This is a genomic window from Candidatus Xenohaliotis californiensis, assembly GCF_963930935.1.
Classification (GTDB): Bacteria; Pseudomonadota; Alphaproteobacteria; order Rickettsiales; family CAWVOK01; genus Xenohaliotis; species Xenohaliotis californiensis.
In genome coordinates this window covers 1-7068 of sequence record NZ_CAWVOK010000017.1, presented here as the reverse complement: position 1 = coordinate 7068, position 7068 = coordinate 1, and the positions used below count along the sequence as shown (strand labels likewise).

Below are 7068 nucleotides of genomic sequence, written 5' to 3'. Positions count from 1 at the left end.
GCAAGGCAAGGTTATTGATTTGTTTTTGTGTACTGACTAATTTTACTACCACTGGATTGTGTGTAATCATATCTGCTAAGCGTAAGTGGCACATAAAAGCTGATGATTCTGTAAAATTATCAGTTGAGCTTATGTTATTTTTTTCAATATCAACATAGCCATCACCATCACCATCAAACCCTTTGGCAATATTAAGTGATATATTGGAAGAATTTTTATATTGGCAAAAACTTTTAAATTCGTCTAAATTCCAATAATCTGTAGCATACTCCATATCTCCTGGTAATCTACCAAAAGTTGCTTGAAATTCTGCTGTTTTTGTCTCTAATGTTGTAATGGAGCGTATAGCTTCTAAAACAGTGGTTTTATAAATTAAAGAAAATGCTGTTAAAGTAGTTGTTATAATAAGAGCTATAATGGCCATAGCAACAGATAGTTCAACAAGTGACATTGCTTTTATTTTCATTTAATAACCTAAAAATTTAATATTACTCATCAAGTTTAATAAAACCCAATCTAGATAATATTCCAATAACACCAAAATCAGTTAGTATGTCATACAGTTGTTTCTGATCACTAAAATTTAAGAACAGGCTGATTGTTTTTATAATTTTAACAGTAGTTGTTTTATACAGCAGTTTAAAAAAAACTATAGTATCTATAACATTAAGCCCAAAAAAAACAAAGGCAAATACATATATTAATATTATGGCATATATTGACATTATTATATTAGATAATGTTTTTGCAAACTGATTAGATAGAGTGGTATTTAGCTTATTGCATGGCCATAATTGTGCCACGCTCATTAATCTATACAGGCTAAATGTTATGGTTAATGGTAGCATAGAGTAGAATAAATGACGAAAAAAACTGTTGCATAGCAAAAAATCTTCACAAATAATATTAGTTGCACCAACACCTAGATTTCGTATAGAAAAAATAGCTATAAGTGAGAATCCACAAATAAATATCATTCCATTAAATGAATCAATAACACACTTTTCTTCATCAGCACCATCCCGCATCATGTATAAAAATTTTGCAATTGCACCCAAGAAATAGCTAAACACAGCAATAGTCAAAAGAGTTGATGCAATGTCAACAATTTGAACTACTTTAGAAACATCAAAAACAGTATGATGCAACTCACCAGCTTTAATGCCAATAAAAATTATACAAAATAGAGCACCTAATGTAGCTGCCCAATGTTTTTGCCATTCTGGCAAAAAACCTATACCAAGACATGTAGATATTGTGGATGATGGCATTATCCTTGATAGTATATTTTTTAAAATTTGTCGCATTTAAGTTTGTTTGGATTGAATGATTGTATTTTATTTATTTTATCTACTTAACTATAAAACTCAATCTACTCTTTATATTCTGCAATGTAAAGATAGTGTTAATATTAACTTGTAAATTGTTAAACAGTAGCATACTATATTAAATAAAATGCTTCTTGAGATAAGCATAGCTATTCGCTATATTTTTACTAAAAAAAAAGATAGATTTGTTTCATTTATTAATATTTTTTCTTTAATTGGCATAGCATTAGGTGTTGCAGCTATTATTGTTGTTATGGCTGTTATGTCTGGATTTCAAAAAGAATTATTAGACAGAGTATTAGGCGTTAATGGTCATGTAAGTATTGAAGGTATTGATGACACCATATCTAATCATAGTAATTTATTGCATGATTTGAATCAAATGAATGATATAGTTTTAGTATTGCCCAACATTACAACACAAGCAATGATTGTAAAAGATAACAATGCTTTTGGTGTGTTAGTTAATGGAGTAGATTATAATTTACTTAGCAAGCATCCTATGATTGGTAAATTTATAACATCAGCAAACATTGAAGACAATCAGACACCTATTGTTTTAGGAGCAAGGTTAGCTGAATCTCTTGGTGTATCTGTTGGTGATAGTGTTAGATTGTTATCACCAAATACATTAGTAAGTATTTTTGGATCACTGCCAAAAATTAAAGATTTGCAAGTTCATGCAATTTTTGATATTGGAATGTATGAATATGATAGCTCATTTGTTTATATACCATTGAATGTTGCAGAAAAATTTTTTGGCCTTGATGATGATAAGATTACTGGAATTGATTTATTTTTAACAGATGATAGAAAAACATCATCAATTAGTTACTATATATCACAATTTATGCCAGATTCATTGGTTTATGATTGGCGTAAAAAAAACTCTAGTTTTTTTAATGCTTTAAAGATTGAGAAAACTGTAATGTTTACAATACTCACATTAATTATACTTGTAGCAACTTTTAACATTGTTTCTGGTTTAATGATTTTAGTGCATGATAAAATGAACAGCATAGCCATTATGCGAACAATTGGATTTAGCAAGAGAAGTATTGCTTTAATTTTTATCTTATCAGGTTTATTTATTGGTGCATCTGGCGTGCTAATTGGAGTTATTAGTGGTTATGTTCTGGCTTCTAACATTGATAATATTAGAATTTTTTTAGAAAATAAGCTGAATATTAGTTTATTTAATCCAATGATTTATTTCTTAAATCATTTGCCAGCAATTGTAAAATTTAATGATGTTCTAACTATTGTATTACTAACTATGTTTTTTTCACTAACTGCTACAATTATTCCAGCATTAAAGGCTGCAAAAACTGCACCAAGTCAATTACTGCGTTTTTACTAGTTTTATTAGCATTGTGTATTGACAATATATATCATTTTATGTATTCTATAATAATATTTTTTTTAATTTAAATGAGCTTATACAAAATGAGTAACACTCATAGTGCTAAAAAAATGATAAGAAAAATTATAAATCGTGCATCGCGCAATAAGGCTATAAAAAGCAAATATAAAACATTTATAAAAAAAGTAGAAAAGGCAATATTATCTGGGGATAAAGCAAAAGCACAGGAAGAATTTAAATTAGCTCAACCTATAATGCAAAGTTCACACTCTAAAGGTGTTTATAAGTTAAATACAGTATCAAGAAAAATTAAAAAATTATCAGCAAAAATTAAAGCAATGCCAGGTGCTTTTATAGTTGGTGGAGGTGAAGCTTGAGGAGTGTTAATTTCTCAATAGCTGTAGATGGACCATCTTCATCTGGTAAGGGTACTTTAGCTGTTGGTTTAGCTAATTATTATAACTTGCCATATCTAGATACTGGTGCTATGTATCGTAGCTTTGCTGCACTAGTTATGGAGAAATTAATTGATCCACAAGATAAGTTATCAGTAATAAATTTAGCCAAAACTTTTCAATACAATTTAAGTTCTATAAGAAATTCATCTGAAGATGTTGCACGTGTTGCTTCTATGGTATCAGCTATTCCTGATGTTAGAGATATTTTTGTTAAATGGCAGAGATCTTTTTCTAAAGATGGTGCTGTATTAGATGGCAGAGATATAGGTTCAGTTATTCTAAAAGATGCTAGTTATAAGTTTTATATTACAGCTGACTTGAGTATTAGAGCTCAGCGCCGTTTTAATGAGCTGAAAGTTAAAAACATAGATTGTGATCTTGATTCTATAATGCTGCTTTTAAAGCAAAGAGATGAAAATGACCTCAATCGTCTTGTGGCACCGCTTAAGATTAGTGATGATGCTGTGGTTATAGATGCCTCACATCTTACTTCTGAAGAGGTTTTAAATTTTGCTATTAAAAGTATTCAATCTAAAGATTAATTAGGAGGTTTGTTTATATTATGAGTTATATTTATAGTAATCGTAGGTACAATCCATCAATTACAGAGCTGGTAGCAGTTGATGAAAATTTTGAAAATCTATTAGATAACTCTGCTTTTTTGAAAAATAGAGAAAATAATTTAATCCAAGGTGTAATAATAGGAATGGATGGCAAAGAAGCAATAGTAGACATTGGTATGAAAGTAGAGGGCAAAATACCAATTAGTGAATTTGCTCTGGGTAAACAAGATAGTGAGTCAATTAAAATTGGCGATGTAGTTAAAGTCTATCTTGAGTGCATAGAAGGACTGGATGGCATGGCATCTCTTAGCCGTGAGAAAGCTTTAAGAGAAGAGATGTGGGGTAAATTAGAAAAAATAGCAGATAATGGTGATACTATTGAAGGCGTTATTTTTGGTAAAGTTAAATGTGGTTTTACAGTTGATATACAGGGTGTTGTAGCATTTTTGCCAGGTAGTCAGGTTGATGTAAAGATAGTAAAAGACATGACTTCATTAATGGATAAACCACAGTTATTTAAAATTTTAAAAATGAATAAAAAACAGGGAAATATAGTTGTTTCACGTAGAGCAATTCTAGAAGAATCGAGAAATGAATTACGTGGTAAGCTGTTAGCTAATATATCTGAAGGTGATATTGTGGATGGTGTGATAAAAAATATCACTGATTATGGTGCATTTATAGATTTAGGTGGTATTGATGGATTGTTGCATGTAACTGACATTGCTTGGAGAAGAATTAACCATCCATCTGAGTTGCTAAGCATAGGTCAAGAGCTTAAGACAAAAATAATTAGATTTGATAAGGTTAAAAATAGAATATCTTTAGGACTTAAGCAAGTTGAACAGAATCCATGGATTGGACTATCAAATAAATACCTTATTGGCTCAAGACATGAGGGTATTGTTACAAATTTAACGGACTATGGAGTGTTTGTAGAGCTTGAGGATGGTATAGAAGGTTTGGTATATATTTCAGAAATTAGTTGGCTAAAATTTAACAATAATCCACGTGATCTTCTGCATAAAGGCCAAAAAGTTATGATTGAGGTTTTGAGTATAGATGAGGAGAAAAATAAAATTAGCTTAAGTATTAAGCGTTGCACTGACAGTCCATGGGTAAAATTTGCTGAAAATTATAAATGTGGCTCAATAGTTGAGGGTGCTGTTAGACATATAACTGATTTTGGCATATTTATTGGGTTTGACAATGAGCAAGTAGATGGTTTAGTTTATGTTTGTGATATTACTTGGGGTGACAATCCAGATAAAGAGTTGTTTAACTATAAAAAAGGTGATAGGGTAAAAGTTAAGATACTCAATATTGACCCTACAAAAGAAAAAATATCAGTTGGTATTAAGCAAGTAGAATATGATCCAATGGAAGATGCATTACAAAATATGAATATTGAACAAACTGTTGAATGCACTATATCAGAAGAAAAAGATGATTTCATTGTTGTAACAATAAGCAAAGGTGTTGATGGTATGATTAAAACAGAGGATTTTGGTGAAAAAGTGCCATTAGCTGGAGTAAAAATTATGACCAAAGTTGTTGAAATAGATCCAGACAGAAGATTAATTTTATTAACACCAATACAACACAGCTAAAGTAATGAGGTTTTTATGTCATTTCCAACCATAGATCTTTTGCTTAGTATGCAATCACTGCGATCTAAGATAGTGAAATGGAGAGTTCTGGCTATACTTTTTTTCTTTTTGTTAATTATTTTTATTTTTAACAACAACATAAAAAGTGTAAATCCTGCTGCATCTAACCATTGGATTGCAAGAGTTACAATAGATGGAGTAATAACTGAAGCTGAGTATCGTAATTCTTTGTTAAAAGATTTGCGTAACAATAAACATTGTGCTGCTGTGGTGATAAATGTAAACAGTCCAGGTGGGTCAGTAGTTGGAAGTGAGATATTGTACAATGATATTAGCTACATAAATGAGACAAAACCAGTTGTGGTATTAATGGGCACAATTGCAGCATCTGGCGGCTATCTTTTATCTTTAGCTGCTGATAGGATATTTGCACACGAAGGAACATTAACTGGTTCAATAGGAGTGGTAATAAATAGCTTAGAGTTCACTGGTTTATTTGAAAAATTAGGAATTAATCCACTAGTGATAAAAAAACCATATTTGAAAGCAGTACCATCACCATTTGAAAAATTTTCAGAAGATGGTAGAAAGGCAATTGATGGAGTTATATCAGATATATATCAATATTTTTTCTCTCTTGTAGAAAAGAATCGCAATATATCAAGAGATAAGTTATTAAAAATAGCAGATGGTAGAGTTTATACAGCACGCCAAGCACTAAATTTTAATCTTATAGATCAAATTGGAAATGAGCAAGATGTGTTATCATGGTTGAAAGAAGAAAAATCTATTAATTATCCTGTACGTAATTTTGAAATAAAAAGTAAGTCATTTTTTTCACATAATATTTTGCCAAAAAAAATTACAGCATTGTTTAACAAGGGATCATCCTCTTTAGAATTAGGTTTGCAAGCACTTTATGTTCAATGAACTATTAATTTAAGGCTTATAGTGAATAATTTATTTGTACAAAAAATAGCAGAAAAAATTTTTTTAGATGATGAATTAATCAATGAGATGTTAAAAATATTTTTTTATGAAATGACAAAAATACTTAAAAGTGATAAAAAGATATCTTTACATGATTTTGGTGTATTTTCTGTAAAATTGCATAAAAGTTATACAACAATCAATCCATCAACGCTTAAAAATATGGATGTTGAAAGTTATTTTAAGACTTATTTTAAGCCATCATGCAAATTGCTGCAAGATATAAATTATTCAAGCATATGTCATTTTTCTTGTGAAAGCTAGAGTTATAACTTATGCCAAAAAGGTCAATCTGCCAATAAAATTATTATATGATGCAGTAGCAGATGTTGCAAATTATCCAAAAATTTTAAATTATGTAAAATGTGCTGAAATTTATAATGTCCATAAAAATAGTATGACTGTTAAAATGTTAGTTGGGCGTGGGCCAATAAGTTTTTCTTATGATTGTAATGTCAACATGTATTCTCAGTCTACTATATATATCTTTTCAGATAATGGACCTTTTATTTTATTAAAGGTAAAATGGGAGTTTATTAAAATAGATAATTACACTACTATGGTCAGGCATAAGCTAGAGTACAAGCTTCATAATCAATGGATGGAAAAAGCTGCAGCAATTGCATTAAAAAAAAATAAGAGTTATACAATAGATGCTTTTGAGGTTTATGCTAGAAAATTGTTTAATTAAAATTTAAATTTTTAACATATTAAATTTAATAATATTAACTATTATTAAATTTAATATGTTAAAAA

General features: G+C 29.6%; 9 protein-coding genes. 7 read left to right on the top strand and 2 right to left on the bottom strand.

The window, feature by feature from the left end; all coding sequences use genetic code 11:
- Both AABI72_RS01990 and AABI72_RS01985 read right to left on the bottom strand, forming a co-directional pair.
- Positions 1-466, bottom strand: a 466-nt coding sequence (locus tag AABI72_RS01990; protein WP_338363893.1) for a hypothetical protein, incomplete at its 3' end; no start/stop codon positions are given.
- Between the two features lie 22 nt (positions 467-488).
- The gene (locus AABI72_RS01985; RefSeq protein ID WP_338363891.1) at positions 489-1307 is read right to left on the bottom strand and encodes a hypothetical protein; all 819 of its coding nucleotides are present in this window, start codon (positions 1305-1307) and stop codon (positions 489-491) included.
- A 148-nt stretch (positions 1308-1455) separates the two neighbouring features.
- Between AABI72_RS01985 and AABI72_RS01980 the strand changes: the two genes are divergently transcribed.
- From AABI72_RS01980 to AABI72_RS01950, 7 genes are all read left to right on the top strand, one after another.
- The gene (locus tag AABI72_RS01980; protein ID WP_338363889.1) at positions 1456-2688 is read left to right on the top strand and encodes a lipoprotein-releasing ABC transporter permease subunit; all 1233 of its coding nucleotides are present in this window, start codon (positions 1456-1458) and stop codon (positions 2686-2688) included.
- 86 nt (positions 2689-2774) lie between these two features.
- Positions 2775-3068, top strand: a complete 294-nt coding sequence (rpsT, locus tag AABI72_RS01975; RefSeq protein ID WP_338363887.1) for a 30S ribosomal protein S20 — start codon at positions 2775-2777, stop codon at positions 3066-3068.
- Positions 3065-3691 carry a (d)CMP kinase gene (gene cmk, locus AABI72_RS01970; protein WP_338363884.1) on the top strand — a complete coding sequence of 209 codons (627 nt, stop codon included), beginning with the start codon at positions 3065-3067 and terminating at the stop codon, positions 3689-3691. Before rpsT ends, cmk begins: the two co-directional genes overlap by 4 nt.
- 20 nt (positions 3692-3711) lie before the next feature.
- Entirely contained in the window at positions 3712-5322 is a 1611-nt protein-coding gene (locus AABI72_RS01965) for a 30S ribosomal protein S1 (protein WP_338363882.1), read from the top strand.
- A gap of 15 nt (positions 5323-5337) precedes the next feature.
- Positions 5338-6252, top strand: coding sequence for a signal peptide peptidase SppA (gene sppA, locus AABI72_RS01960; protein ID WP_338363881.1), 915 nt, complete (start codon positions 5338-5340; stop codon positions 6250-6252).
- Positions 6253-6273: 21 nt separating this feature from the next.
- Positions 6274-6576 carry an HU family DNA-binding protein gene (locus AABI72_RS01955; protein ID WP_338363880.1) on the top strand — a complete coding sequence of 101 codons (303 nt, stop codon included), beginning with the start codon at positions 6274-6276 and terminating at the stop codon, positions 6574-6576.
- The gene (locus AABI72_RS01950; protein ID WP_338363879.1) at positions 6566-7003 is read left to right on the top strand and encodes an SRPBCC family protein; all 438 of its coding nucleotides are present in this window, start codon (positions 6566-6568) and stop codon (positions 7001-7003) included. Before AABI72_RS01955 ends, AABI72_RS01950 begins: the two co-directional genes overlap by 11 nt.
- Positions 7004-7068: the final 65 nt, after the last annotated feature.